A 24,486-nucleotide genomic window follows, 5' to 3' on the forward strand; every position below is an offset into this window, starting at 1 on the left:
CCGCTCGCATGGCGGAGTACGGGGCCCGGCCGCGCCCTCAAGCGGCCGCGTGGAGAGGTGCCGGAGTGGTCGAACGGGGCGGTCTCGAAAACCGTTGTGCCCTTGCGGGTACCGAGGGTTCGAATCCCTCCCTCTCCGCCATTATCCTGTAGCGAACCCGAGATGAGGCTCCCGTTGGGGGCCTTTTTCTTTTTGTTTCAAAGGCGTTTAGCCGAGGCAGCCGAACCTCGGAGACTGACGCTGGGTTCAATTTCCGTCTCTGAACGGCCCTCCGTCTCTAACCGAGCGAACCTGGTCCGGCCCGGTTCGGTCAATGAAAGCACAGTTTTCTCAATCGCCTGGCTTATGGCTCCACCTGATGGGTTTCCGGCGCTTTCGTCGGCAGCCGGGCCGAGAGAGACAGCCCGTGGTGGGCATAGTGCTGTGTTTCGATGCGAGCGTCTGGGTAAGCCCACGCACCCTCAATGGCGTGTCGGCTTGGCCGTGCCCACCGTGCCCATCAGCTGCCGCCGAGCGCGTGTGCAGTCCAGAACGACGCGATTGATCTCGGTGTCCGCGATCCGGGTCATTTCCCGCAGGTGCTTCATCGTCGTAGCGATTTCGGATGACTCCGCAGGCTTGGCGGCATCGCTGGCGACCTCGTGGATGCCAGCGAATAGGGCGCGCATCTCACCGAGGATGTCGAGAGAGGCGGATGCCTTCTGCGGCAGGTCGAGGACTTCCGCGCCGTTGAAAAGCCCCTCGACGAACCCGTCGAGTTCCTGCCGGCGTATCAGCGCCAATCCTGCGAGCCCGACCCTGCTTTCCTGCACCGTGGGTCGAACCAGGCGGAAGGGCTCGCTGCGCCTCTGGTGACGCGTGAGGGAGTTCCAGAGGCCATTTACGAGCACGCCGATCAGCTCGTTGACTGCATCGAGGCTTTCGAACTCGGGAAGTTCGCCGCCCCACAGGTTCTTCACGACGGCGATCGGCGAGGCCGACATAGATGGCGTCGCAATATTTCCTAGGAATCGTGCTCTGACTTCGTGAAACGGAACCGGGCACGCGTAGGCTTCGAGTAAAGCGCGGACCTTTTTCTCGTCAACGGCAGGCGGCGGGCTTTTAGCAAGAGACATGAAGCGACGGCTCACAGTTCGAGTGCGACCCGTTCTTTATGCCTTGACGGCGTTACGTGCGCCATCCCTCCAAGCGCGGTCGGCTCAATCGAAAACGCGCCGCATCTGCTCCGCCCATGGTCGGTCGGCGACAGCGACAAGGTCGTTCAGCGAGAGTGCCGGCGGCACTCGCCTGATGACGAGGTGTTCGAGCACCTCCGGCGACAGATAGGCGAGCCGCATCATGCGGCTCACGAACCGGTCGGAGACCTTCTCGGCCGCGGCGATATCCTGAATGGTGGAAGCGGCACCGGATTCCAGCTGCCGCCGCCAGTTCCAAGCGCGGGCGATGGCGCGCAGCACATGAGGGTCTTGCGACCGGCCGTCCCGGACCGTCACCTCGTCGGGCGGGAGGATCTTCGGCCGCCCATTGCGTTTGCGGATCGTCAGGGGGATGACGACGCGGATGGTGTTCGTCGTGTCGGTCATGCGCGGGCCTCCGTCTGGTGGGGGGCCATCATGTCACGCAGGACCGAATCCAGCCCGTCGTGGCGCAGATCGACTGCAATGCCGTCTTCGCCGACGGTCACCCGCTCGACCAGCAGCTGGACGATGCGGGTCTGCTCCGCCGGATAAAGCGCCGCCCAGAGCTGATCGAACTCGCCGAGCGCCTGGACGACCGCCTTCTCATCGACGGCCGTGCTCTCTTCGCGAAGGGCCTTTATGGTCCGCGCCGCGATCTCGGGCGCGCGGATCATGCGGCGGATTTCGCCGACGACGGCGTCCTCGACCATGCCGGCGGGCAAGCGCAGCGGGCCCGAGGCGTCGCCGGTCGGGCGATTTCGTATCAAGTCCATCGACGCGTAGTAGCGGTAGAGGCGCGTGCCCTTCTTCGTCGCCGTCGGCGTCATCGCCGTGCCTGTCTCGGTGAAGATGATCCCTTTCAGCAGGGCCGGCGTCTGGCGGCGGGTGTTCTTCGCCCGCAGGCGCGGGCTCTCCTGCAGGATGCTGTGAACCTTGTCCCACAGGACCTGATCGATGATGGCTTCGTGCTCGCCCGGATAGGCCGTGCCCTTGTGCACGGCTTCGCCCAGGTAGACCCGGTTGTTGATCAGTTTGTAGAGGAAGCCCTTGTCGATCGGCTTGCCGCGCTTGTTCAGCACGCCTTCAGCCGCGAGCGCTTTGGCCAGCGTCGTGGCGGAGCCGATGGCGACGAACCGCTCGAAGATCATCCGGACCGTCGCGGCCTCGGCCTCATTGATCACCAGCTTGCGGTCGTGCACGTCGTAGCCCAGTGGGACGTGGCCGCCCATCCACATGCCGCGCTTGCGGGATGCTGCGACCTTGTCGCGGATGCGCTCGCCGATCACCTCCCGCTCGAACTGTGCGAAGCTGAGAAGGATGTTCAGGGTCAGGCGGCCCATCGAGGTCGTGGTGTTGAACGACTGCGTGACCGAAACGAAGGTCACCTGATTGCGGTCGAAGATCTCGACCAGCTTGGCGAAATCCATCAGTGAGCGCGATAGCCGGTCGATCTTGTAGACCACGATCACATCGATCAGACCGGCCTCGACGTCCTGAATGAGACGCTTCAGGCCGGGGCGCTCCAGCGTGCCGCCGGAAAAGCCGCCGTCGTCGTAGCGTTCACGGATCGTGGCCCAGCCTTCCGCCTTCTGGCTCGTCACGAAGGCCTCGCAAGCCTCGCGCTGGGCGTCGAGGCTGTTGAACTCCATGTCGAGCCCTTCCTCGCTCGACTTGCGGGTATAAATGGCGCAGCGCTGGCGGCGCGGAACGACCGCGACGGCTTCCTGATGACGGCTCATCGGTCGTCCCTCCGCGCCTCGCGGAGGCCGAAGAAGCGGTAGCCGTTCCACTGCGTGCCGGTGATCGCCCGCGCCACCGCCGACAGCGACTTGAACTTGCGCCCCTGCCAGTCGAAGCCGTCCTTCATCACCGTGACGGTGTGCTCCACCCCGTCCCATTCACGCACGAGGCGGGTTCCGACCACGGGGTTGCGGGGATCCGCGATGATCGTCTTGCGCCCGGCCCGGCCCTCGATTTCGTCAGCCAGCAAGTCCAGCGTCCGCCGCGTCTCGCGGGTCAGGCCGCCGAGGGTCAGTTCCTGGACCCGGTAGCCGAGCCTCAGCTCGAGGTAACTGCGGCTGTTGTTCGGAGCGGGGGTGCCGAAGAGGCTTTCCCACTTCGCCTTCAGCTCGACCACCGTCATTCGCTTCAGCGCTGCAAGCTGCGTGACCACGCCCGCGTGCGCCGCATCGCGGTTGCCCGGTTGCCATGGTGCGGCGTCAGTCTTTCTCTTTGTCCCTGGCATTATTGCCCTCCAACTCGGTTGCTCGGTTTGCGACGACCAACACGGCGTTTGAGGGCGAGAATGTCGAATGAACTGTCTTCGCCAGGTGCAGATAAAGAACTGGACTGTTCCGGCAGGATACGCCTCAGCCCCGCAGCAAGAATCTGCGCGAGTTCATCGAGGCGTTCGTCCGCCGACAGACGGACGGGCAACAAGGGGTTGGGACCGGATCGGGCGTCTTGCATGAGACCGTTCGCAACAGAGGATGACTGGCGAAACGGTAGTCGCAAAACCATGGTGTGCAATAAGATTCAATGGCTTATCGCGTTGCTGCGGAATCATTAGAAGTGGCGCGCACATACCTGGCTAAAGTAAAGGCATCAGATCGGGTATTTTGCGACTATCAGAAGTCGAACAGCTCGCCCAAAAACGATTCCTTCTTCTTGCGGTACGGCTTTTGGCTATGCCCATGGCCTTCATAGCGCTGCGCCGTCGGCGCCGGGGCGGAACTTGGCGCGCTGGCCGACCGTTCGATGATCTTGTCCAGCTCTCCGCGATCGAGCCAAACGCCGCGGCATTTGGGGCAATAATCAATCTCGACGCCATTGCGGTCGGTCATGACAAGGGTTTCGTTGTCGACTGGACACTTCATCTGAGCTGGGCTCCTTTCGATTAATCCGGTTCATCGCATTTTTTATGTAGGTGCGATTCCTCTATTTGCAATTTTTTGATCCCACGGGGTTGCGGTCTGTGTACTCATGATGAGCAGACAGCTGAACGCCCAGAACCCGCAGCAAATGCAGGACCTTCCCAATCTGGCTCGTTTGCTTGCCGCGTTCCACGTCGATCACGAAGCGCAGCCCCACCCCCGCCGCTTCCGATAGCTCCCGCTGTGTCAGGCTGCGCGCCTTGCGAGCGGCCCTGATCATTGCGCCGACATCCTCGGGCGCGTCGATCATGTGTTCGTTGCTCATGACTGCTTGATGAAAGCGAACTTGCGTCGGCCGGTCAAGAAAGATTACCGCTCCGGAATATTTGATTGGCTTGCGCCTCGGTCTCGGTTACCGTCGCGCTCGACGCAAGTCGCATATTCCCGGAGAGCTGCATGAACGAAAGGAGGCGCCGATGATCCGCGGATTCCTGAACGAAGGCGGTCGGCTGAAAGCCGTTGAGGGGGCATCGGAGCTTTCTGAAAACCTGGTCTGGATCGATCTCATCAACCCAACGGACGCTGAGGAGAACGATCTTGAGAGTCGCCTCGGGATCGACATTCCGACCAAGGAGGAGATGGAGGAGATCGAGATCTCCTCACGCCTCTACAACAAGGATGGCGCCGCCTTCATGACCGCCACGCTGCCGGCCCAGGCCGATGGCGATGATCCGCAGATGCACCCGGTGACGTTCGTTCTATCGGGCGTCCGTCTGATCACCGTGCGCTACCATGATCCACGAGCTTTTCAGACATTTCCCCAGCGCGCCGAAAAGGTCCCGATGGGATGTGACACTGGCGAGGGTGTGCTGGTTGCGCTGCTGGAAGCGATCGTCGATCGGTTGGCCGATATCCTGGAGCGGGCCGGCCGGGAGATTGATGGCATCTCTCGCGATGTCTTCCAGCACAAGGGCGCCAAGCCGACCAAGAGCCAGGATTTCCAAAAGGTTCTGGAAGCCATCGGCCGCAAGGGCGATCTCACGTCGAATATTCGCGATAGCCTCGTGACGCTCGAACGACTCATCGGCTTTCTTGGCCATGGTGCCATGCAGCGCAAGAGCGGAAAAGACTTGAGAGAGCGCATCAAAACTCTCTCTCGCGACGTGCGATCGCTTGCCGACCACGCGAGCTTCCTTTCCCAGAAGATCACCTTCCTGCTCGATGCCACGCTCGGCATGATCAATATCGAGCAGAACGCCATCATCAAGATTTTCTCGGTCGCGGCTGTGGTTTTCCTGCCGCCGACGCTGGTCGCATCGAGCTACGGGATGAACTTCGAACACATGCCGGAACTTGAATGGCTTCTCGGCTACCCGTGGGCAATCGGCTTGATGATCCTGTCGGCGATCATTCCCTACGTTTATTTCAAGCGCCGTGGATGGCTCTGACTGGTTGGAGAACGAATTATAATGCTGTTGGATTTCGGACTGGTCGCATCGGGGCTCGTGCTGCTGTTCATTGGGGGCGAGAGTCTCGTGCGGGGCAGCGTCGCCATCGCCGAGCGCCTCGGCCTGTCCAAGCTCATCATCGGGCTGGTGATTGTCGGGTTCGGCACATCGACGCCAGAGCTTTTGGTCTCGGTCAATGCCGCCCTCGGCGGCTCCCCTGAGATTGCGCTGGGAAACGTCGTCGGCAGCAATATTGCGAATATTCTGCTGATCGTGGGCGTTTCTGCGCTGATCCTGCCCATCACAGGCTGGAAGCGGACGGCGGTGCGCGAGGCGCTCGTTGCGGGACTGGTGGCGTTGGCGCTGTTCGGCCTTGTTCAGGGGCAAGCGATTACGACCATCGAGGGAGCCGCTCTACTGGGGGTGCTCTGCGTCTATCTGCTCGCCAGCTACTGGCTGGAGAAGCGTGAGACAGCCGCCAATGTTTTCGAGCAGGAAGCGGAGGAGTTCGAAGACATTCCGATCAGGCGTGCCTGGCTGGCGCCCATCCTTGCCCTTGGGGGCATCGCACTGCTGGTCTTTGGCGCGGATTTCCTCGTGGACGGCGCTGTATCGATTGCGCGCAGCTTCGGGGTGCCTGACGCTGTCATTGGCCTTTCACTGGTCGCGGTTGGGACGTCGCTGCCGGAACTGGCGACAGCCATCGTCGCCGCCATCCGCCGCCACTCGGATGTCGTGCTGGGCAATGTCATCGGCAGCAACATTTTCAACGTGCTGGCGATACTTGGTACAACGGCCGTCATTCAGCCGATCGACATCAGCGAACGCTTCAGAGTCATCGATACGCCGATCATGCTGGCCGCCAGCTGCGTCTTCATATTGCTTCTCTTCGCAACCAAGACAATCGGGCGAGTGTGGGCTGCCCTGATGCTGCTGACTTATGCGGGATATATGGCATTCCTGTTCGGCAACGGAATGGCTGCGTGATGGGAGAGAGTGAAGCCGGCGTTCCGCTGTTGCACCTGATCGTCCTGGCGGTCGTTCAAGGCATCACCGAGTTTTTGCCCATCAGTTCCTCGGCGCATCTCATTCTCGTGCCGGCGATTACCGGCTGGGCCGATCAGGGGCTGGCCATCGACGTGGCCATGCACATGGGCACCCTGTTCGCCGTGATACTCTATTTCAGGCAGGATGTGGCGCGTCTGGCGAGCGGTGGCCTTGACGCGATCCGGGGTATCATGACGGCGGACGCGCGGCTCTGCCTGCAGGTGATCGCTGCCACGCTCCCAGTCGTGGTGGCAGGGTTTCTGCTGAAGGACACGATCGCGAACGACTGGCGAAGCCCTGCGCTGATCGCTGCGACGACGATCATATTCGGCGTGGTGCTTTGGCTGGCGGACCGGCACGCCGACCAAGCGAAGGGGGGCATCGCCGGTCTCACCTGGCGCGACGCCATGATCATCGGCGCGGCACAGGCTCTGGCTCTGGTGCCAGGCGTGAGCCGGTCCGGGATCACCATGACGGCCGCATTGTTCTTGGGACAGAGCCGTCCGGAGGCGGCGCGCTTTTCGTTACTGCTCTCCATCCCCACTACCGCCGCGGCGGGCCTACTTGGAGGTTATGATCTCGCTCGATCCGGGGATGCCGCGCTTCAGAGCGACGCAGTGCTTGCCGGAATGCTTGCGTTTGCAAGTGCACTTGCCGCGATTGCCGGGCTGATGGCTTGGCTCAAGCGCGCCAGCTTTACTCCTTTCGTCATTTACCGGCTGGCGCTAGGGCTCATCCTGACCGTCGCTCTGTTCGCGGGTGCCTTTTAGGCTGGGGCAGTCTCTTGCTACGCTGTGCCCGACGTTCGATGTTCCCGCTCAGCGTTGCCCGAACGAAACGAACTGGTCGTAGCTGTCCCAAGGCTCCTCATCTTCAATCTCAGCCCGGTAGTCGGCGGGATCGAACTGCAGAAGAGACACCGCCAAACCGAGCCGGTCAGAGAAGAAGGTCAGTTCTCGGACTGGTTCGGAGCCCCGACTAAATGTCCAAATGCCGGCGGGCAAAGCCACCGGGCGCTGAGAACTGGTGTGCTGCGACGCCGAACCCATGGCCATGATGGAGCCGTCGGGAATCGGCATGCCCGATTGAATGAAGACACCGCTTCTGTAGGCGCGCGTGCTCGCTCTGCCCCACAACGCGAATCCGTCTCGCGCAACCACCATGGCCGCTCGGGTGTCGGTGAATTCGATCCACTTGCGCGCGGCCGCAAGAAGCGAAACTCCGTATCGGTCAGTCACATGGCCAAGGAGGTCGCGAGTTACCTCCTGACTGCCGACCTGGTTCCGATAGTCGTCGATCGGCATCAACAGGAAGGAGGCGAAGGTATCGGCCTCTTCTTCACGCTGCTTCTCCCCGTCCTTCCAGCCGTTGGCTTGCAGTGGAAGACACTCGAAGTCGAAATCGTCCGAGAGCTCGCCGTTACGGTAGTGCTCTGCGGTCAGCGGGCGCCGGTGCAGCAAGTAGTGCCCGAACTCATGAGCGAGCGTGAAGCGCTCGCGTCCGCGGTAGCGGGGCTGAGTGTTGTAGAGAATCTGCCAACCGGGCTTCTTGCGCCGTGCCCGGAGCATGCCCTCGAAGCCGTCGATGTCGATGCCCTTCACTGCCGTAATCGGGTCTTCGTGGTTTCGGGAGACTTCGAGCGCCAGCGCCTCCACGTCCACAGGGAACCGGTCTTCTCCCAGCACGGTGCGGAGAAGCACAGTCAGATCGTTTGCGGCCCTTTGGGGCGATTTTCTGCCGCTATTGCTCATTCATCTTCATCGTCCAGGATTTTGAGCATCTCGCGAAGCTTCTCTTTGCTCTTCGGCTTCATCTTCTGATACTTGCGAAAGAAGGCAGTGTCCGTCGCGTCCGCTTCGGTGACTTCGTCGGCAGAAATCAGGTAATCGGTCGTAGTTTCCAGGGCGGCCGCGATCTGGTGAAGCTTCTCAGCCGAAGGGCGCGCGACGTCCTTGTTCTCGATCTCCCACATGTAGCTCTTGCTGGATCCGACCCTTTCGGCCAGCGCCTCCAGGGTCAATCCTCGCTTCAGTCTGAGCTCGCGAACGCGCTCTCCCAAGGGTGTTGGCACCGGGTGTTCTCCTGTTTGTCCGTCAGGTTCGTTATCGCGATACATCTAGTCCTTGACACGCCGCACCTGCAATACCTATCTTGCGCACAAGTTCGTAGTAACGAACCCACTTTCGCGCTTTCACGATACAGGAGGCCGTCATGGCTAAAGCAGGTAAAGGTTCGGGCACCCACCACGCGGTCCCCAATCCCAATGGCGGATGGGATGTCCGCCGTGGCGGCGCCGAGCGCGCCAGCGGACACTTCGACACGAAGCGGGAGGCGATCGACCGTGGGCGGGAGATCAGCCGCAACGCTGGGACGGAGTTCAAGATCTACAATCAGGACGGCCGGATCGGCCAGTCCGATTCGCACGGGAATGACCCGCGCAACATCAAGGGCTAAGGAGAACCGATCATGGCCTCAGTGACGAGTTTCATCCGCAACATGCCTGCCTCGTCGCTGCAGGCCTATTTCCACCACACCGGCATCGAGCTTCCGACCGAGGTCGATTGGGAGGCGCCCGAGCCGGAAGTCGCCCGCGTCACTTTGCGAGCCGTCGACGAATTGGACGACGAAGCCCGCGCCCGGATCGTCAATGACGCCGAGCGTGTGAGCGCCCTGGCCAATGATGCGGGGCAGACCGCACTCTACAGCGTGATCGACGACCGCACGGTGCTCGATGATCTGGCAAATGGCCATGCGCGTTCGCTCTGGATGTTCCTGAACGAACCGGTTCGGTTCCGCCATGCCGAGGAGGTCCGCTACACCGATGAGCGGCGCCGTGGTCGGAGCTGGGACGGGTTCATCGGCGAGCCGAACCTCGATCTGCGCCGGGACGAGGCATCCATCGATGCCTTCAAGGCGGCGCTGCGCGAACGGTTCGCTTCCAACAACATCCACATCGATATCTTCGAGCGCTACCGGCCGACCTTCGACGGCGAGGATTGCGAGCTTGTCCAGATCGCGATTTACCGCGAAGGCCTCCTCGACGATTTCCTGGCGTTCGATGACGCGGGAACGCTCGTCCGCCGCGCCCGCCGTCCCGTGTTCGAGGCGGCCATGACTTATGAACCGGCGACCGGCGTCATCGAAGTCGTCGCCAACGACCGCGAGAGCCGCGAGGAGATGGTCCGCTTCATGGCGCGCGACCTGCTGGGGATCGAGTTCCAAAGCGAGAAGGTACCCTTCCGCACCTACGACCTCGCGGTTCTGCTTCATCCTTTCGATTTTCCGACCGACCCGGAGGATGGGATCGAGTCCGTCGAGGTAAAGCAGCTGCGTCTGATGCCCATCGACAATGTGGGCGAGCGCGTCACGCTGGAATGTCTTCGGAAGGCTGACCGCACCATCTGGAGCATGTCGGCGGAGCGGTTCGGCGCCAACGATCCGCTGGCTGGCGGTTGGGTGGCGACACAGGCCAAACTCTCCATCAAATTCCATCCCAAGGGCGATGCCAAACGCGGTCGGACGCTGCCGTTGACGATCACGATGCCGCATGGCTGCAATCTCAAGGACCAGACCGAAAAGGAGCAGCTGATCGGCGAGAAGTATCTCCGGCGCTGGGGCATCCTTTCCGGAGACGGCGGTGTCGTCGTTGATTGATCTGAGGGCGGCGGACCTATTGCTGTCGGTGATCGAGACGCCGGATGCAGTTATCAGCGGCTCGGTCCTCGACGGCTACTATGGCCCGATTTCGCCAGTGCTGAAAGGGGCTGGGATCCTTCAGCCGAAAGATCACTCGCGGGCAGCCGTTTCACTCGTCGACCACGAGGACGAGCCCGTCAATCTGATCTGGTCACCTGAACATCGGGTATATGGGTATTTCAGCCCGTCAGCGGGTTGGGTGAGCGTCCCCGGAAATCAGTTGGCAACGTACCGCGTCAACTTCAGCATGTTGCTCGATCAGCTGTTCGAGCGGCTGGATTTCTCCCCGCGAACCGGCCCTGTCGAACTCGTACCCGACCTTCTGTGGGAGATCGGCGACGCGCGCCTCCCAGGACGCAGCAAACGTACATCTGTCTGGATTGGCCGTCGGCTAGGCGATCCGACGATATGGAAACGTTTCATCGATGCTGCCCGCATGCGTCCGGCGCCCGGTTTGCGAGTTGTCCTGAGCTTCACAGCTGGAAATCGCCTGCCGACTGACGTGCACCTCGGTCATACGCTCATCGCCGTTCGAGACGTTGCCGATCACAACGGTCTTGCCATCGCTCCCGAGCTATTGGCCGCCCGCGTCGCGACGGGCTCACAGCTGAACGACGACTTGATCACCATGGCGGCCGACGGAGCATCCCTCACCGTTCGCGGAGCACGTTATTCTTTCTCTGGATCAAAGCAGCGCGCGATCATCAGGCAACTATATGACGCTTGGAAATCGGGTAACCCGGAACTCCTGACTGCCGAGGTTCTGGAGATCGCTGGATACAGCACCAGCGTCAACACGCTGGCGAAGGCTTTCTCCGGAAGACCTGACTGGCGTGATTTCATCAGCGAGGAGCATGGCCGCTGTTGGATGTTCCTCTGATGACCTGAACTCTCTCATCTGAAAGGCCGCCCGGTGGGCGGCTTTCTTCATTTCTGAGCCGCTTTCCCCGATTCCTACCTTGAGCCCTACCTGGCTCCTTCCCGGCTCCTACCCGCCCGGCAGCCATCCTCTCCGCAGGTTTTCGACAGGAACCCAAGGAGACACAAATGGCTACGAAACACCTCAACCAGATCGACCTGGCTGCGCGCTGGAACATCAGTCACCGCACGCTTGAGCGCTGGCGCTGGACGGGCGAAGGCCCGCGCTTCGTCAAGCTCGGCGGTCGCGTCGTGTATCGCCTCGAAGACGTCGAGGAGTACGAGCGCGAGCAGATCCGGGCGAGCACCGCCGACCACCCCAGCAAGCCTGCAGCATGAGGTGGTGGTGATGACGATCTCCAACCGCATCTCCCTCGATGAGCTCCGGCGCATGGCTGTCGGCGACATCGCCGCTCTGTCCGCCGAGCAGCTCGCCCTCCTGCAGGACGAGGCCGCCGACGCTCTGCGCCGCGCCAAGACCGTCTGCGACTGGCTCGATGGGGCCGTCGCGCTGAAGTACGGCGATCGTGCCCACGCCGCACGGCAGGCCGCCGGCAAAGACACCGGGACCATCCGCTTCGACGACGGCGCGGTCACCGTGATCGCCGACCTGCCGAAGCGCGTCGACTGGGACCAGGACAAGCTCACCGCTCTCGTCGAACGCATCCGGGCCGAGGGCGACGACCCCACCGAATACGTCGATGTCGCGATCAAGGTGTCCGAGCGCAAGTACGCGGCCTGGCCGAGCCACATCCGCTCCGCCTTCGAGGACGCGCGCACCGTCCGCACCGGCAAGCCCAGCTTCCGTCTTTCCCTGAACACCGAGGTGACGTCATGAGCATCACGAAGAAGCTCGCGATGCTCCGCGAGCAACATTTCGGGCTGGACAAGCTGCCCGAGACCATCCGGGTGCCGGCCCTTGGCGAGCGTCACGACGAGACCGTCAAGCCGGTCGGGGCGGCCTCGATCGACGACCTGGCCTTCGCCCTCATCGGGCTGAACGAGCAGGCATCGGCTCTCTACCGCGAGATCGACGCGGTGCGCACCCTCCACGACGAGGCCCGCAAGGCCGGCGCGCTGGGAGCGGACATCGCGGTCGACGCCTTGATCGCGGCGAAGGGAGGCAAGTGATGGCGATTCCTGCCTCTCCCTGTCAGGCCTCCGGCCTTCCTCGCCTCTTGCCAATCATCTCGGCCGATCAGCGGCTCGCCGAGCCGCGCGGCATCAAGGGCACGATCTTCGGCAAGTCCGGGATCGGCAAGACCTCGCTTCTCTGGACGCTCGACCCCGCCACTACATTGTTCATCGACCTGGAGGCGGGCGACCTCGCCATCGAGGGATGGTCCGGCGACAGCGTCCGGCCGCGCACATGGGCCGAGTGCCGCGACTTCGCGGTCTTCATCGGCGGCCCCAATCCGGCGCTGCGGGACGACCAGGTCTACAGCGAGGCCCACTTCGCGGCGGTGTGCGAGCGCTTCGGCGATCCGGCTTCGCTCGACCGCTATCACACGGTCTTCATCGACTCGATCACCGTCGCCGGGCGGCTCTGCTTCCAATGGTGCAAGGGGCAGCCCGAGGCGTTCTCGGAGAAGACCGGCAAGCCCGATGTCCGCGGCGCCTATGGCCTGCACGGCCGCGAGATGGTCGCGTGGCTCACGCATCTGCAGCACACGCGGGCGAAGAACGTCTGGTTCGTCGGGATCCTCGACGAAAAGCTCGACGACTTCAATCGACGCATCTTCCAGCCGCAGATCGACGGCTCGAAGACCGGCCTCGAGCTGCCGGGCATCGTCGATGAAGTCCTGACGATGGCGGAGATCAAGGACGAGTCCGGCGCGCCGTACCGTGCCTTCGTCTGCCAGACGATCAACCCCTGGAACTTCCCGGCGAAGGATCGATCCGGCCGTCTCGACCTGATCGAGGAGCCGCATCTCGGCCGCCTGATGGCCAAGATCCGCGGCCCCGTGAAGCCCGCCTCCGAGCGGCTGGCCTATCGCAGCCCGCCCCCGGCCGCGACGGCGCCGACCTCCGACGCCCCCACCCATTCCGAAAACGCCTGAACGAGGAGACCCCAGCCATGACTGGATCCTGGAACGATTTCAACGACGCCAAGCAGAACAGCAACATCATCCCCAAGGGCACGCTGGCCAAGGTGCGCCTGACGATCCGTCCGGGCGGATTCGACGATCCGGCGCAGGGCTGGACCGGCGGATACGCCACGCGGGGGACGACCGGCTCGGTCTATCTCTCGGGCGAGTTCACGGTTCTCGAAGGGCCCTACGCCCGGCGCAAGATCTTCACCCTGATCGGGCTCTACAGCCCCAAGGGGCCGGACTGGGCGAACATGGGCCGCAGCCTGATCCGCGGCATGCTCAACTCCGCGCGCGGCATTTCGGACAAGGACACGTCCGCTCAGGCCCAGGCCGCGCGTCGCATCAGCGGCTTTGCCGATCTCGACGGCCTCGAGTTCGTGGCGCGGATCGACATCGGCACCGACACCAACGGCGAGGAGAAAAACGAGATCCGCGCAGCCGTGACGCCGGATCACAAGGACTATGCCGCCCTCATGGGCGTGCCCGGTGCGGCACCGCAGCCGCAGGCTCAGCCTTCCCAGCCCTCCATGCCGCACTCTTCAGCACCGGCGGCGGGCACGCGCCCGTCTTGGGCGCAGTGAGGCGGCCATGCTGCTGCGTCCCCGCCAGAAGCAGTTCGTCGAGCGCAGCGTCCGCGCGCTCGACGAGCACGGAAACACCCTCGGCGTGGCCCCGACCGGAGCCGGCAAAACGATCATGCTCTCGGGGGTCGTCGGTCGCATGGTCGGCGAAACCCCGAAGAGCACGGGCGCCAAGGCCTGCGTGCTCGCCCACCGCGACGAGTTGACCGCGCAGAACCGCAGCAAGTTCGGCCGGGTGAACCCGAAGATCACGACCTCGGTCGTCGATGCGAAGGAGAAGTCGTGGGCTGGACAGGTCACCTTCGCGATGGTGCCGACGCTGGCGCGCGCGGGCAATCTCGACCAGCTGCCCGCGCTCGACCTCCTGGTGATCGACGAGGCGCATCACGCGGCAGCCGACAGCTATAGGCGCATCATCGACACCGCGCTCCAGCGCAATGCCATGTGCCGGATCTATGGCGTCACCGCGACGCCCAACCGGGGCGACAAACGCGGTCTGCGCCCGGTGTTCTCCAACGTCGCCGATCAGATCCGGATCGGCGAACTGATCGCCTCCGGCCATCTCGTGCCGCCGCGCACCTTCGTCATCGATGTCGGCGTCCAGGACCAGCTCACCAAGGTGCGCCGCACGGCCGACGATTTCGACATGGCCGAGGTCGACGCGATCATGAACCGGTCGCCGGTCACGGACGCCGTCATCCGCCACTGGCGGGAAAAGGCGGGCGAGCGCCAGACGGTGGTGTTCTGCTCGACCGTGGACCACGCGCGCAACGTGACAGCCGCCTTCAACGCGGCCGGTGTCGCCGCTGGGCTGATCCACGGCGACATGGCCGATACCGACCGCAAGACGACCCTTGACGCCTACGCCGCCGGAGAGCTGCGGGTCGTCGTCAATGTCGCGGTGCTGACCGAGGGCTGGGATCATCCGCCGACGGGCTGCGTCGTGCTGCTGCGGCCGAGCTCCTACAAGTCGACCATGATTCAGATGGTCGGGCGCGGTCTGCGCACGGTCTCGCCCGAGGAACATCCAGGCGTCATCAAGACCGACTGCATCGTGCTCGACTTCGGCACCTCGACCCTGCTGCACGGTTCGCTGGAGCAGGATGTCGACCTGGACGGTCGCGAACGCTCCGGCGAGGCGCCGACCAAGGATTGCCCCGACTGCGGCGCCATCGTGCCGCTCGCCACCACCGAATGCCCGCTGTGTGGGCACCTCTGGGAGCGTCCCGACGGCGGCGAAGCAGCGCCGCTCGGTGACTTCGTGATGTCCGAGATCGACCTCCTGAAGCGGTCGAGTTTCCGCTGGTGCGACCTCTTCGGCGACGATGCCGCGCTCATCGCCAACGGCTTCAACGCGTGGGGCGGCGTCTTCTTCCTGAACGGCCGCTGGTACGGCATCGGCGGTCTGCAGAAGCAGCGCCCTCATCTGCTGGCGATGGGCGAGCGCACTGTCTGTCTGGCGGCGGCGGACGACTGGCTCAACGAGCATGAGAGCGACGAGAGCGCGCACAAGACGCGCCGCTGGTTGAACCAGCCGCCCACCGACCGGCAGCTCGCCTTCCTGCCGCCGGAGTACCGGCAGGACTTCGGGCTCACCCGCTACCAGGCATCGGCGCTGCTGGCCTTCCGCTTCAACCGCGACGCCATCCGCTCCCTCGTCTTCGGGGCGGCCGATGCCGCGCCCGAAGCAGCCATAGGGAGGGCGGCATGAGCCATGGCATCTGTTTCCCCCACCACGGCCGAGGACCGGCGGCGGCTCTGGCATCCGCGTGGAACGCTCTGTGCTGTCTGCCGGCGACCCTCCCGTGGCTTTGGCTGGTTCGACCCGGTGCGGTCGAAGCAACCGCGCCCCTCGGTCTGGTTCTGCTCGATGGCCTGCCAAGGCTTCTGGACGCGCTTGGCGCGGGAGCGCTGGGCCATGGTTGATCTCACCGAACAGGAGAAGGCGGCGATCCGCGCCGCCATGAAGCCGGTCGCCGAGATCATGGAGGAAATCGGCTGGCAGGCGCGCTTCTCCGACCTCACGGAGGCGCAGGTGCTCACGCTCATCGAGGTCGCCGTCGGCGGCTTCCAGGACGCCATGCACGCCATGGCAGCCGACGCCGACGCGGAGGTGCCGTTCTGATGCTCGACTACAACCACCGCCCCACCTGCGCCGAACGCATCAATGCGGTGATCGACAAGGCGATCGCCGCTGAACGCGCGGCGGTTGCGCCCAGGACCTACCTCGGCGGCTCCCGCCTTGGACACGGCTGTGAGCGCGCTCTGCAATTCGAGTTCGCGGGTGCGCCGAAGGATGAGGGCCGGGAGTTCTCTGGCCAGACTCTGCGGATCTTCGAGATCGGACACGCGCTCGAAGATCTTGCCATCCGCTGGCTGCGCGGTGCCGGGTTCGATCTCTATACCCGCAAGGGCAACCGTCCAGATGGCGAGCAATTCGGCTTCTCGGTCGCTGGTGGCCGCATCCGCGGTCATGTCGATGGGATCATCGCCGCCGCACCCCAGCTGCTGGGCATCGGCGTTCCCGCGCTCTGGGAATGCAAGACGATGAACGCCAGGAACTGGCGAAAGACCGTGGCCAAGGGCGTGGTTGTCGCGAAGCCCGTCTACGCGTCCCAGATCGCCCTCTACCAAGCCTATATGGAAGCGCAGGTCCCCGGCATCTCCGACAATCCCGCGCTCTTCACCGCCATCAACAAGGACACCGCCGAACTGCACCACGAACTCGTGCCGTTCGACGCGGGGCTCGCCCAACGCATGAGCGATCGCGCCGTGCGGATCCTTGAAGCGACGGATGCAGGGGATCTGCTGCCGCGCATCGCCACGACCCGTGACTTCCACGAGTGCCGAATGTGCCCGTGGGCGGAACGCTGCTGGGGGTTGCCGGCATGAGCGGGAACAAGGTCATCTCCCTCGATGCCTGGCGCGACTTCAACGACGCCGCGCCGCAGGCCGATCCGTTCGACATCGAGCCGGATCCAGAGCAGATCGCCGTCTTTCTCGACGTCGTCTTCGGTTACTGCGAGGGCTGGGTGCCCCTGCGCGGGTTTGTGGACAAGGGCCAAGGCATCGACGGCCGACCCCACAACGCCTGGATCGAGATCGACGACAGTTTGCTGGAGAAGGCGGTTTCCTTTGCCGGTTGGGCAGCACGCGAAGGGGCGGCCTTCTATGTGGTGCCGGGAACGGTCGCCGAGACCGGCAAGGCCAAGGCCGCCGATGTCCAGCAGATGCAGACGGTCCTGGTCGACCTCGACGCCGGAGACATCGTGGCCAAGCTTGACCACCTCGTCCGTCATCTCGGCGACCCGACACTGCTCGTCGAAAGTGGCGGCCGGACGCCGGACGGTCTCGACAAGCTGCATGTCTGGTGGCGCTTGAGCGAACCGGCCGAGGGCGAGGACATCGCGCTTCTCTGTCGGCTGCGCGGCGACATTGCGGTCAAGGTCGGCGGCGACACGCATTTCCGATCGGCCCACCAGCCGATCCGTCTGGCCGGCTCCGTCTATCACAAGGGCGGGTTCAAGCGGCTGGTCAACATCCGCCGCCACAGCCCCCGGACCGAGGTCCATCTGCGCGACTTCGCGGAAGCAGTCGCCGACATGCCGCCGCTTGCCGGGGTCGGAACCGAGCCAGGCCCCTCGACCGACAAACCGTCGATCACCGATGTCCTGACGATGCCGGTCCGCGAAGGCGGATCGGACGATTGGACCCGCTTCCAGGGGGCGAGCGCCGCGATCGGCCACTACGTCCGCATGGCGCATGAGGGCCGCATGAGCCGCGACGACGCTTGGGAGGCGATCTGCCAGTACAACGCCGCCCAGCTCCGTCCGAGCTGGCCGCTCGAACGTCTCGCCTCGGAAGCACAGCGCCTCTGGCGGCTTCATGAAGAGCGCCATGGGCCGGCCCTCGAAAGGATCGCCGTGCCGCCGATGTCCGCGCTTCCGGTTTTCACGCTCGGCGCACTGCTCGACGACGTGAGCCCGATGCCCGACGACATCATCGCGCCGCGATTGCTGACGCCTGGCGGGATGCTGGTGCTCGGCGGCGCCCCCAAGGTCGGCAAGAGCGACTTCCTAATCAGTCTGCTTGTCCACATGGCGGCGGGGGTGCCCTTCCTCGGCTTTGCGCCAAGCCGGCCGCTTCGGATCTTCTATCTGCAGGCGGAGATCCAGTACCATTACCTCCGGGAGCGCCTTCAGGCCATCCGGATCGAGCCGGCGCTCCTGGCCGCGGCGCGCGATAATCTCGTCGCCACGCCGAAGGTCCGCATGCTGCTCGACGCCGGCGGCGTGGGCCTGACCATCGCCGCGGTTCGCGCCCACTACGGGCATGGCGCGCCCGACATCCTCTGCATCGACCCGATCCGCAATCTCTTCGATGGGGGTCCGGACGGCGGCGGGGAGAACGACAACACCGCGATGCTCTTCTTCCTGCAGGAGCGGGTCGAGGCCCTGCGGGACGCCGTAGCCCCGGATGCCGGCCTGATCCTCTGCCATCACACCCGCAAGATCACGAAGAAGCAGCTCGTCGAGGACCCGTTCATGGCGCTCTCGGGCGCGGGCAGCCTCCGCAGCTTCTACACCTCCGGCGTGATCATGCACCGGCCCGACGAGGACCGGCCGGAGCGGATGCTGCATTTCGAGCTTCGCAACGGTCCCGGCATCGAGCCGATGATCGTCGATAAGGCCGATGGCCGTTGGGTAGAAATCGACCGTTCCGGGGAGCGGATCGTGCGGCGCGAATTCGGCGAGAAGCTCGATGCCGAGCGCGTGCGCAAGCACGACGTCATCCTACAGCTACTCTTCGATGAGGCCGAAGCCGGCAGGCTCTACACGGCCCTGCAGTTCGCCGAGAGCTTCGAGAACCAGGCGGGGCTTGGCGGCAAGGATACGATCCGCGAGCGGATCAGCGTGCTGGCCACCAAGGGCTTCATCAAGTTCGTCCGGGACGGCGCACCGTTTGGCCTGCCGACCTCGCGCTCGAAGTTCGGCTATCTCTGCGTTGAGGGCATGACGTTCCCGACTGGAGAAGAGACGGCAGACCCCGACACCGGCGAGGTCGTGCCCGTCCGGGTCCAGGTCCTTCCCAGCACCTACAAATGCCCGCAGAGCGGCGCGGCGCTGCCGGTCGAGAACCCCCTGGTCTGGGTCTATCAGACGGAGGAGACCTCGTGATGCGGCAGCTCATCCCGATTACGCGGGCTTACGCAGAATCAAGTTGTGGCAAGTTGCGGCGAGCTGGGCGGCCAGCTTCCCAACTACTTTCGTCGCCTTTCGCGCCGCCGCGCTCCGCCCAGCCATCCCGCGCACATTCAAGTTGGGAAAGCTCGTCCCAACTACCTTGGCTCGCGCGCGCTCCGCTGCGCGGCCTTTCGCAGATTCAAGTTGGGAACGCGACCCACGCCATGGGCCGTCCCAACTTCGATTTCTCCAAAAGATTCAACGCGTTGATGCGCTCTCGAAGTTGTGGGGGTGAAAGCCACCCCCTTCGGGGGTGGGGGAGAACCGCGCCGAGCGGGTTCTCCCACTCCCACCCCCAGGGGCTTCGCGCGCGCGGTCGCCGTGCCGTCCAGCCCCTCACCGACATCAGACGAGAAGGACCCACCACCATGAGCCAGTGCCCGTCACCCATCCCCAGGAGCGCGCCCCATCCGGCCCCGGTCATCGCGACATCCGCGGGCAGCGCCATTCTCGCCCTGGATCTCGGCACCACCACGGGCTGGGCGAGCCTGGCGGGCGGGATCGTGCACAGCGGAACCGCCAGCTTCCGCTCAGGCCGCTACGACGGCGGCGGCATGCGGTACCTGCGTTTCCAGCACTGGCTTGGCCAGTTGGCGAACGACTGTGGCGGCCTGGCCTCGGTCTACTTCGAGGAGGTCCGGCGACATGTCGGCACTGATGCCGCACATCTCTACGGCGGTTTCCTGGCGACGTTGACCGCTTGGTGCGAGCGTCAGGGCGTCGCCTATCAGGGCGTTCCTGTCGGCACCATCAAACGCTTCGCCACGGGCAAGGGCAACGCCGGCAAGGATGCCGTGCTCGCCGCGATGCGCCAGCGCGGGTTCCAACCCGCCGACGACAACGAGGCCGACGCAATCGCGATCCTGCTCTGGGCGATGGAGACCCGAGGAGGTGTGCTGTGAGGTGGACGCCACGCGGATATGGCGGCCAGCGCCGCACCCCCGATGAAGTCAAGCGCGATGGCTGGCGCGAGCAGCGTGTCCTCGCGGTCTCTCTCGATGACGACCGGCTGACCTGGCCCGAGCGTGAGCTCGTCCGGCAACTCGGCGAGAAGCTCTATGGCGGCCGCGATCAGGCGAAGGAGGCGCGTCGATGACCCAGTGGACACCGAGCCTCGTCGAGGAACGTCTCGCGGAAGCGGCCTTCGTGCTCAAGCGCCTGCCCGAACCTCGGCGGCAGGGATATTTCAGCGTCTGGCCGGAGGTCATCCACAGCTTCGCCGACAAGGTCGGACAGGAGCCGAAGCCGATGCGCGTCATCCCGTCACCCGCCGCGATCAGCCGGATGGAGGAGACGCTCAGCTGGACGGTGGGGCTCGATCCGATCGACGGCAAGATCGTCTGGCTGCGCGCCTATGGCGAGCGCTGGAAGGCCATCTGCTGGACCGTGGGATTGCAGCGGTCGGCGGCGCACGAGCACTGGCTCTACGCGCTCTGCATGATCGCGTTCCGCCTCAACGGGCGGCGGCTGAACCGCACCTTGTCGAAGCGGAAAGTGATCGAGCTGGCTGGCGCGTCGCAGCGGTGAGTGGTGGCGAGGAAGGTGTCCGCCGGACAGTTTTCGAACGGACAGAAACGGCGGATCGGGCTAGGTTTTTGGCTATCCTCGGGAGAGGCGCGCGCGTCGCGGCCTTGGTCCCGCTTCCAGACGCGTTCGCGGGTCCTTCCTGGCGGAAATCGTATGCTGGCGGGCGAGGCGCGATGGATCGCCAGCGACAGGGCCGGATTTTTGGGAAGCCACCCGGTATCCGGATCCACGCCAATCCCGAGAAACCACCAACGAACACGCGCCTGATGGCCGGACGCCCGTCGCGCCCGCTGGACTCCGCACGGAGTCCAGCGCGGTCTCCGGAGTCCAGGACCACAGGTGTCCACTTCGATCCACGGACCCATCCGACCCATGACGCTGAGCTTCGCCCCCGAGCGGATCGAGACCTGGCCGCTTGCGCGCCTCCAGCCCTACGCCAAGAACGCGAAGGTGCACGGCGCGGACCAGGTCGCCAAGATTGCCGCCAGCATGGCCGAGTTCGGCTGGACCGTGCCCTGCCTCGTGGCCGAGGACGGGGAGCTGATCGCAGGCCATGGGCGCGTGCTTGCCGCGACGCAGCTGGGGCTGACGGAGGCACCGGTGATCGTGCTCGGTCATCTGACCGAGGCGCAGCGCCGGGCCTACCGCATCGCGGACAACAAGCTGACGGAACTCGGAAGCTGGGACGAGGCGTTGCTGTCCGCCGAGCTGCAGGGACTGCTGGCCGAGGACTTCGATCTGTCGCTGGTCGGATTCTCCGACGGCGAACTCGACAAGCTCCTCGCGCTCGATCCGGACGCGGACGATGAAGACGGCGGGGTTGGCGGCTCGGTGCCGCCCGTGACCATCCCCGAGCCGCCGCGCAATCCGGCCTCGCGCACGGGCGATCTATGGATCCTCGGCGATCACCGGCTGCTCTGCGGCGACAGCACCAGCCACGACGATGTGCGCCGCCTGATGAACGGCGAGCGGGCGATCCTGTTCGCGACCGACCCGCCGTATCTCGTCGACTACGACGGCTCGAACCACCCGACCCGCAACAAGGATTGGTCCGCGTCCTATGGCACGACTTGGGACGACAGCAGCCAAGGGGCGGAACTCTACGACGGCTTCATCGCCGCCGCCGTCGCCGAGGCCATTACCGACGATGCCGCCTGGTACTGCTGGCACGCCTCGCGCCGACAGGCGATGCTCGAGGCCTGCTGGGAAAAGGCCGGGGCCTTCGTCCACCAGCAGATCATCTGGGTGAAGGACCGCGGCGTCCTGACCCGCTCCCATTACCTCTGGAAGCACGAGCCCTGCTTCATGGGCTGGCGCCGCCCCAACCGCCCGCCGAAGGTGGCCGAGCAGACGCTGCCCTCGACCTGGGAAATGCCCAGCTTCGCCAAGGACGAGCGGCCCGACCATCCGACCCCGAAACCGCTCGACGCCTTCGGCATCCCGATGCGCCAGCATGTGGCGCGCGGCGGGCTGTGCTACGAGCCGTTCTCGGGCTCCGGCTCGCAGATCATGGCGGGCGAGGCCAATGGCCGCCGCGTCTTCGCGATGGAGATCAGCCCGGCCTATGTCGATGTCGCCGTCGAACGCTGGCAGGCAGACACGGGGCGCGAGGCGATCCTCGATGGCGATGGCCGGAGCTTCGCAGCCGTAAGGGCCGAGCGGCTGGGCGAGGACACAAACACCGACGCTGCCGCCTGATGGCCGTCTATTACAACGATTCCGACCCCGCCGCCTGCGCCTGGCTGCGGGACCTCATCGCCGCCGGCCACCTTCCGGCTGGCGAGGTGGACGAACGATCCATTCTCGACGTGGAGCCGTCCGACCTGCGGGGTTTTACGCAATGCCATTTCTTCGCCGGGATCGGCGGCTGGCCCCATGCGCTGCGCCTTGCCGGCGTGGCCGAGGACCGGCCGGTCTGGACCGGATCGCCGCCCTGCCAGCCGTTCAGCCAGGCCGGGCAGCGCAAGGGACAGAACGATGACCGCCACCTCGCACCCGCATTCCTGCGCCTTGTTGCCGCCTGCCGTCCGGACCTCGTCTTCGGCGAGCAGGTCGCCAGCGCGGCGGTGCTCGGCCCATCTGGCCGAACGGCTGGAACAGCGTCTGAGGGCACGGCTGACTGGGCGTGGTTCGACGCTCTGGCGACTGACCTGGAAGCGGCATCTTACGCCGTCGCGGCGGCCGATCTGCCGGCTGCGTGCATCGGCGCCCCGCATATCCGCCAGCGGCTGTTCTTCGGCGCCGTCGCAATGGAACCCAGCGATGGCTGGCTGGGCCACGGCCTCGGCGCGGGACCACAAGGACGGATCGGAATGTCCGGCGGTGCCGATCAACGCGCTGCTGGGGAGGCAGGTCTGGCTGGCAGGCTGGCCGACACCGATGGCAGGGACACCGGCCACGGAGCGCTACAACGCGGCCGGCAACACCGATGCCAGCCGCAGGACGGTGAAGTTGTTGACCTGGACGGACCCCTCGTCAATCCCGCCGGGGCCGGCGCGACGGACGGCGTCTGGCGAGACCCTGACTGGCTCCGCTGCCGGGACGGACGCTGGCGACCGGTTGAGCCCGGAACATTCCCGCTGGCTGATGGGATACCCGGCCGCATGGGGCTGCTCAGGGGCTACGGCAATGCGATCGTGCCGCCGCTCGCGGCGGAGTTCGTGACGGCCTTTCTGGAATGCCTGTCGGAGGGATTGCGATGCAGCAGAGCCGCCTGATGTCCTTGGCCGAATCCGTGACGAATGTCGTGATCGGCTATGTGCTGGCCATCGCCACGCAGATCGTCGTGTTCCCGTGGTTCGGGATCGAGACCGGCCTCGGTGAGCATCTGACCATCGGCCTTGCGTTCGTCGGCATCTCTCTGGCACGTGGGTTCCTGCTGCGGCGTCTGTTCGAGGCGATCCGGATGCGGAGCGCCAGATGAGCAACCGCCGACCCCGAGGGACGGCGGTCGTTCTCTCGTCGGGTCCGCGTGCGTCAAGCGGCGGGCAACTTGTAGACCCGTCCGCGCCCCTCGACCTTCTCGGAGGTGACTTCGAGCCCCAGCTTTTTCTTCAGCGCCCCGGCCATCGCGCCCCTCGTCGTGTGAGGCCTCCACTGCAGGGCGGCGGAAATCTCGTCGATGGTCGCACCCTCCGGCGCGCGCAGCATGGCGATGAGCTGAGCTTGCTTGGTGCCTTCGCGCGGCCTGCGCGCCTTGGGCGCGACCTTGGTTTCGGTCGGGGTGTCCAGCGCAGGTTCCTCGGTCTGCGCGTCCGTCGCGCCCGCAGGTGCGGTGTCCGCGTCTTCGGGCTCGATGCCGATGGCGGCAAGACCTGCGTCGGTGGCGACCAGCGTGGTGCCGCGGCCGTCGCCGGTCTCACGCCAGACGGGCTCGCCGTTGCGCATGTTCGCATCGACTTCTTCGAGGAAGCCCTTGGCGAGCATCGCGCCGACCACCTTGGTGGCGGCACCGCCGCGCAGGCTCTCGGGCAGCGGCAGGGCGATGTGTTCGGACCGCTGGGCGGCGGCGCTCAGGATCAGGGCTTGGGTGTCGGAAAGCTTGGTCATCGTCGTCTCCCGTATCGGGGCGCGCGAAATGCGGGCCCTTCTACGAGGTCGAGCCCGCCATTCGGCGAGCAGGACCGGGAGCGGGTCGTCTCACTCGGCGTGTTCGCCTTCGCTGAAGGCCATGTCGGTGATCTCGCGCAGCTTGGCGCGGTAGTGGTTCAGGGTGCCGACATGGCCCCAGTTGATCTCGTCGGGGTGGGTCTCGAAATGGTCCGCGCTGAGGGTGGCGAGCCGCTCCAGCATCGCGTCGATCTCGATCTTCGCGGCGATGAAGGCGTCGAGGGCTTTCGTGTTGTCGGTCGCGCGGCGGGTCATCGGGGTGGCTCCTTGATG

General features: G+C 64.9%; 31 protein-coding genes and 1 tRNA gene. 22 read left to right on the top strand and 10 right to left on the bottom strand.

The features are described 5' to 3' along the window. Positions 1-51 precede the first annotated feature (51 nt). A tRNA-Ser gene (locus CHB64_RS11305) sits at positions 52-141 on the top strand. 320 nt (positions 142-461) lie between these two features. On the opposite strand, the gene CHB64_RS11310 is transcribed toward CHB64_RS11305, so the two are convergent. The 6 genes from CHB64_RS11310 to CHB64_RS11335 form a co-directional block, all read right to left on the bottom strand. Beyond that, positions 462-983, bottom strand: a complete 522-nt coding sequence (locus CHB64_RS11310) for a hypothetical protein (protein WP_200815347.1) — start codon at positions 981-983, stop codon at positions 462-464. Between the two features lie 216 nt (positions 984-1,199). Beyond that, a complete protein-coding gene (locus CHB64_RS11315) occupies positions 1,200-1,583 on the bottom strand; it encodes a hypothetical protein (RefSeq protein ID WP_089412736.1) in 384 nt (127 codons plus the stop codon). Next, a complete protein-coding gene (locus tag CHB64_RS11320; RefSeq protein ID WP_089412737.1) occupies positions 1,580-2,917 on the bottom strand; it encodes a recombinase family protein in 1,338 nt (445 codons plus the stop codon). The genes CHB64_RS11315 and CHB64_RS11320 overlap by 4 nt, the downstream gene beginning before the upstream one ends. Further along, positions 2,914-3,423: a DUF2924 domain-containing protein gene (locus CHB64_RS11325; RefSeq protein ID WP_089412738.1), complete on the bottom strand. Its 510-nt coding sequence runs from the start codon at positions 3,421-3,423 to the stop codon at positions 2,914-2,916. The genes CHB64_RS11320 and CHB64_RS11325 overlap by 4 nt, the downstream gene beginning before the upstream one ends. Before the next feature lie 382 nt (positions 3,424-3,805). After that, on the bottom strand, positions 3,806-4,054 hold the full coding sequence (locus CHB64_RS11330; RefSeq protein ID WP_089412739.1) for a TFIIB-type zinc ribbon-containing protein: 249 nt from the start codon (positions 4,052-4,054) through the stop codon (positions 3,806-3,808). Positions 4,055-4,115: 61 nt separating this feature from the next. After that, positions 4,116-4,376, bottom strand: coding sequence for a helix-turn-helix transcriptional regulator (locus CHB64_RS11335; protein WP_200815348.1), 261 nt, complete (start codon positions 4,374-4,376; stop codon positions 4,116-4,118). Between the two features lie 151 nt (positions 4,377-4,527). Here CHB64_RS11335 and corA point away from each other — a divergent pair, with 151 nt between their 5' ends. From corA to CHB64_RS11350, 3 genes are read left to right on the top strand one after another with little or no spacing between them, the layout of a single operon-like run. Then, positions 4,528-5,499, top strand: coding sequence for a magnesium/cobalt transporter CorA (corA, locus tag CHB64_RS11340; RefSeq protein WP_089412740.1), 972 nt, complete (start codon positions 4,528-4,530; stop codon positions 5,497-5,499). Positions 5,500-5,520: 21 nt separating this feature from the next. Next, positions 5,521-6,486 (top strand): calcium/sodium antiporter, encoded by a 966-nt coding sequence (locus CHB64_RS11345; protein ID WP_089412741.1) that lies wholly within the window; start codon positions 5,521-5,523, stop codon positions 6,484-6,486. Continuing rightward, the gene (locus tag CHB64_RS11350; RefSeq protein ID WP_089412742.1) at positions 6,486-7,316 is read left to right on the top strand and encodes an undecaprenyl-diphosphate phosphatase; all 831 of its coding nucleotides are present in this window, start codon (positions 6,486-6,488) and stop codon (positions 7,314-7,316) included. The genes CHB64_RS11345 and CHB64_RS11350 overlap by 1 nt, the downstream gene beginning before the upstream one ends. Positions 7,317-7,364: 48 nt before the next feature. Here CHB64_RS11350 and CHB64_RS11355 read toward each other — a convergent pair whose 3' ends face one another. Both CHB64_RS11355 and CHB64_RS11360 read right to left on the bottom strand, forming a co-directional pair. Beyond that, a complete protein-coding gene (locus CHB64_RS11355; RefSeq protein ID WP_089412743.1) occupies positions 7,365-8,297 on the bottom strand; it encodes an ImmA/IrrE family metallo-endopeptidase in 933 nt (310 codons plus the stop codon). Then, a complete protein-coding gene (locus CHB64_RS11360; protein ID WP_089412744.1) occupies positions 8,294-8,662 on the bottom strand; it encodes a helix-turn-helix domain-containing protein in 369 nt (122 codons plus the stop codon). The genes CHB64_RS11355 and CHB64_RS11360 overlap by 4 nt, the downstream gene beginning before the upstream one ends. A gap of 95 nt (positions 8,663-8,757) precedes the next feature. Here CHB64_RS11360 and CHB64_RS11365 point away from each other — a divergent pair, with 95 nt between their 5' ends. The 18 genes from CHB64_RS11365 to CHB64_RS11450 all read left to right on the top strand — a co-directional run bounded on the left by CHB64_RS11365 (position 8,758) and on the right by CHB64_RS11450 (position 23,527). Further along, positions 8,758-9,000: a DUF2188 domain-containing protein gene (locus CHB64_RS11365; RefSeq protein WP_089412745.1), complete on the top strand. Its 243-nt coding sequence runs from the start codon at positions 8,758-8,760 to the stop codon at positions 8,998-9,000. 12 nt (positions 9,001-9,012) lie between these two features. Further along, on the top strand, positions 9,013-10,200 hold the full coding sequence (locus CHB64_RS11370; protein ID WP_089412746.1) for a hypothetical protein: 1,188 nt from the start codon (positions 9,013-9,015) through the stop codon (positions 10,198-10,200). Then, the gene (locus CHB64_RS11375; RefSeq protein WP_089412817.1) at positions 10,184-11,122 is read left to right on the top strand and encodes a hypothetical protein; all 939 of its coding nucleotides are present in this window, start codon (positions 10,184-10,186) and stop codon (positions 11,120-11,122) included. The genes CHB64_RS11370 and CHB64_RS11375 overlap by 17 nt, the downstream gene beginning before the upstream one ends. A gap of 167 nt (positions 11,123-11,289) precedes the next feature. Then, positions 11,290-11,499 (top strand): helix-turn-helix transcriptional regulator, encoded by a 210-nt coding sequence (locus CHB64_RS11380; protein ID WP_050474479.1) that lies wholly within the window; start codon positions 11,290-11,292, stop codon positions 11,497-11,499. 10 nt (positions 11,500-11,509) lie between these two features. Further along, positions 11,510-11,998 carry a hypothetical protein gene (locus CHB64_RS11385; RefSeq protein ID WP_045449929.1) on the top strand — a complete coding sequence of 163 codons (489 nt, stop codon included), beginning with the start codon at positions 11,510-11,512 and terminating at the stop codon, positions 11,996-11,998. Further along, complete coding sequence (locus tag CHB64_RS11390; protein WP_045449928.1) at positions 11,995-12,291, top strand: hypothetical protein; 297 nt, start codon at positions 11,995-11,997, stop codon at positions 12,289-12,291. Before CHB64_RS11385 ends, CHB64_RS11390 begins: the two co-directional genes overlap by 4 nt. Then, entirely contained in the window at positions 12,291-13,220 is a 930-nt protein-coding gene (locus tag CHB64_RS11395; protein ID WP_089412747.1) for an ATP-binding protein, read from the top strand. Before CHB64_RS11390 ends, CHB64_RS11395 begins: the two co-directional genes overlap by 1 nt. Positions 13,221-13,237: 17 nt before the next feature. Next, on the top strand, positions 13,238-13,834 hold the full coding sequence (locus CHB64_RS11400; protein WP_089412748.1) for a hypothetical protein: 597 nt from the start codon (positions 13,238-13,240) through the stop codon (positions 13,832-13,834). A gap of 7 nt (positions 13,835-13,841) precedes the next feature. Further along, the gene (locus tag CHB64_RS11405; RefSeq protein ID WP_089412749.1) at positions 13,842-15,545 is read left to right on the top strand and encodes a DEAD/DEAH box helicase; all 1,704 of its coding nucleotides are present in this window, start codon (positions 13,842-13,844) and stop codon (positions 15,543-15,545) included. A gap of 207 nt (positions 15,546-15,752) precedes the next feature. Next, entirely contained in the window at positions 15,753-15,959 is a 207-nt protein-coding gene (locus CHB64_RS11410) for a DUF6511 domain-containing protein (protein WP_045449869.1), read from the top strand. Continuing rightward, entirely contained in the window at positions 15,959-16,726 is a 768-nt protein-coding gene (locus CHB64_RS11415) for a PD-(D/E)XK nuclease family protein (RefSeq protein WP_089412750.1), read from the top strand. The genes CHB64_RS11410 and CHB64_RS11415 overlap by 1 nt, the downstream gene beginning before the upstream one ends. Then, positions 16,723-19,011, top strand: coding sequence for an AAA family ATPase (locus CHB64_RS11420; RefSeq protein WP_375790380.1), 2,289 nt, complete (start codon positions 16,723-16,725; stop codon positions 19,009-19,011). The genes CHB64_RS11415 and CHB64_RS11420 overlap by 4 nt, the downstream gene beginning before the upstream one ends. Positions 19,012-19,445: 434 nt before the next feature. Next, entirely contained in the window at positions 19,446-19,979 is a 534-nt protein-coding gene (locus CHB64_RS11425) for a crossover junction endodeoxyribonuclease RuvC (RefSeq protein ID WP_234993351.1), read from the top strand. After that, positions 19,976-20,173: a hypothetical protein gene (locus CHB64_RS11430; RefSeq protein WP_089412752.1), complete on the top strand. Its 198-nt coding sequence runs from the start codon at positions 19,976-19,978 to the stop codon at positions 20,171-20,173. Before CHB64_RS11425 ends, CHB64_RS11430 begins: the two co-directional genes overlap by 4 nt. Further along, positions 20,170-20,604 carry a DUF6362 family protein gene (locus CHB64_RS11435; RefSeq protein ID WP_089412753.1) on the top strand — a complete coding sequence of 145 codons (435 nt, stop codon included), beginning with the start codon at positions 20,170-20,172 and terminating at the stop codon, positions 20,602-20,604. Before CHB64_RS11430 ends, CHB64_RS11435 begins: the two co-directional genes overlap by 4 nt. Before the next feature lie 372 nt (positions 20,605-20,976). Continuing rightward, entirely contained in the window at positions 20,977-22,302 is a 1,326-nt protein-coding gene (locus tag CHB64_RS11440) for a site-specific DNA-methyltransferase (protein WP_089412754.1), read from the top strand. Further along, positions 22,302-23,321: a DNA cytosine methyltransferase gene (locus CHB64_RS11445; protein ID WP_089412755.1), complete on the top strand. Its 1,020-nt coding sequence runs from the start codon at positions 22,302-22,304 to the stop codon at positions 23,319-23,321. The genes CHB64_RS11440 and CHB64_RS11445 overlap by 1 nt, the downstream gene beginning before the upstream one ends. Further along, the gene (locus CHB64_RS11450; RefSeq protein WP_089412756.1) at positions 23,303-23,527 is read left to right on the top strand and encodes a DUF7220 family protein; all 225 of its coding nucleotides are present in this window, start codon (positions 23,303-23,305) and stop codon (positions 23,525-23,527) included. Before CHB64_RS11445 ends, CHB64_RS11450 begins: the two co-directional genes overlap by 19 nt. A 53-nt stretch (positions 23,528-23,580) precedes the next feature. Here the strand turns inward: CHB64_RS11450 and CHB64_RS11455 are convergent, their stop codons facing one another. After that, positions 23,581-24,153, bottom strand: a complete 573-nt coding sequence (locus CHB64_RS11455) for a DUF3489 domain-containing protein (RefSeq protein ID WP_089412757.1) — start codon at positions 24,151-24,153, stop codon at positions 23,581-23,583. Positions 24,154-24,243: 90 nt separating this feature from the next. Then, a complete protein-coding gene (locus CHB64_RS11460) occupies positions 24,244-24,468 on the bottom strand; it encodes a hypothetical protein (protein WP_089412758.1) in 225 nt (74 codons plus the stop codon). Positions 24,469-24,486: the final 18 nt, after the last annotated feature.

It is taken from the genome of Amphiplicatus metriothermophilus, assembly GCF_900199215.1.
Taxonomy (GTDB): domain Bacteria; phylum Pseudomonadota; class Alphaproteobacteria; order Caulobacterales; family Parvularculaceae; genus Amphiplicatus; species Amphiplicatus metriothermophilus.